2 protein-coding genes are annotated in these 1557 nt (G+C 50.0%); both read left to right on the top strand.

What is annotated here, in order from left to right:
* Positions 1–188: 188 nt before the first annotated feature.
* Positions 189–530: a YlbF family regulator gene (locus tag BN587_RS02455; RefSeq protein WP_021719563.1), complete on the top strand. Its 342-nt coding sequence runs from the start codon at positions 189–191 to the stop codon at positions 528–530.
* Positions 530–1432 carry a UDP-N-acetylmuramate dehydrogenase gene (murB, locus tag BN587_RS02450; protein WP_021719562.1) on the top strand — a complete coding sequence of 301 codons (903 nt, stop codon included), beginning with the start codon at positions 530–532 and terminating at the stop codon, positions 1430–1432. Before BN587_RS02455 ends, murB begins: the two co-directional genes overlap by 1 nt.
* Positions 1433–1557 lie beyond the last annotated feature (125 nt).

The raw sequence follows: 1557 nt of genomic DNA, 5'->3' as shown, positions 1-1557 counted from the left end.
AACAGTTGCGGCATTTCTGTGCTTCCAGACACTCATTTGCTAAAATTTATATTCGCTGCACGATATATCACTTGCTTGTGTTGGCGTGCTGTAGTGGTTGTATAATTTTCCTGCGTTGATGTGTAGTATTTTTCTATGTTTGTTTCTTACGTTAGTGTAAAAGTATATTATTAGTGAGGTGTTTATTTATGAACGTTTATGATAACGCAAACGAATTGGCTAAGGCTATGCGCGAAAGCCATGAGTACAAAAAACTGAAGGAAGCAGCTGTTGTTCTGGAGAAGGATCCGGATGCTAAAAAAATGGTTAACGAGTATCTGATGGTTGCTCAGGAAGTAGAGTTTGCTAAGCATCAGGGCAAAACTCCCGACCAGGCTTCTGTTGATAAAATGCAGAAGCTGCAGGGCATTTTGAATCTGAATGCAGATGCAGTTCAATATTTGAACGCTCTGATTCGTTTCCAGATGATGCTGATGGACGTTACCAATACTATTCAGGACGTTGTCAAAGAGGCAATGGGAGAGAAATAATGACGTTGCAGGAGATTTTCGCAGGCTGTACTGCCAAGCCTTTGCTGGCAGAGGAGCCGATGGCGAAGCATACATCCTTCCGCATCGGCGGTCCTGCCGATCTGATGGCTATGCCGCAGAGCGAGCAGGAGCTGCAGCAGCTGCTGCAGCGTGCCTGTGAGGCGAAGGTGCCGGTTACGCTGATAGGCAATGGTTCTAATCTGCTGGTGCGCGATAAGGGCATCCGTGGCCTGGTTATCAAGCTGGGAAATATGCTGAATGATATTGCTGTTGATGGCTGCACGCTGACCTTTGGCAGTGGTGTTTCTTTGGCTGCTGCTTCCCGCAAGGCTGCAGAGCTGGGCCTGAGCGGCATGGAATTTGCTGTGGGCATTCCCGGCAGCATTGGCGGTGCTGTTTATATGAACGCCGGTGCTTATGACGGCGAGATGGCTAAGGTTGTTACCAGTGTGCGCGTAATGGAGCTTGACGGCACAATCAGCGAGCTGCCTGCAGCAGCTCTTGATTTTGGCTATCGCCATACTGCGCTGCAGGGCAGCGGTAAAATTGTTACTTCGGTAACTGTGCGCCTGACTGCAGGTGATAAGCAGGCTATTGCTGATAAAATGGCAGATTTCAGTAACCGCCGTATCACTAAGCAGCCTTTGGAGCTGCCTAGTGCAGGAAGTATGTTCAAGCGTCCTCCCGGATATTTTGCCGGTACGCTTATCGACCAGACAGGTCTTAAAGGCTACACTGTCGGCGGTGCGCAGGTTTCCGAAAAGCACGCCGGTTTTGTGGTGAACATCGGCGGAGCTACGGCAGCAGATGTGCTGCAGCTTATCTGCGATGTGCAGGATAAGGTGTTTGCAGCGCATGGTGTTCATTTGGAGCCGGAGGTGTTGGTGCTCGGCGAAGAATAGCTTGTGGGAGAGCGCCCATAAGACGCCATCTGCGTCGTCAGGGCTCCTAGGAGTATAAGGATATACGCCGTCGTCGCCCTTCCTCGCATCTGGCATCTTCTTGACGCTCTCTGAGTGAGTGTTTA

Source organism: Phascolarctobacterium succinatutens CAG:287, from assembly GCF_000434895.1.
Lineage (GTDB): Bacteria > Bacillota > Negativicutes > Acidaminococcales > Acidaminococcaceae > Phascolarctobacterium_A > Phascolarctobacterium_A succinatutens_A.
Note: the sequence above shows the minus strand (reverse complement) of the source record. Positions and strands in the feature narration are given on the sequence as shown.

Bases quoted from the DNA above. Each gene is read 5' to 3' on its own strand.
- murB (WP_021719562.1), top strand. From the start codon at position 530: ATGACGTTGCAGGAGATTTTCGCAGGCTGTACTGCCAAGCCTTTGCTG.
- BN587_RS02455 (WP_021719563.1), top strand. From the start codon at position 189: ATGAACGTTTATGATAACGCAAACGAATTGGCTAAGGCTATGCGCGAA.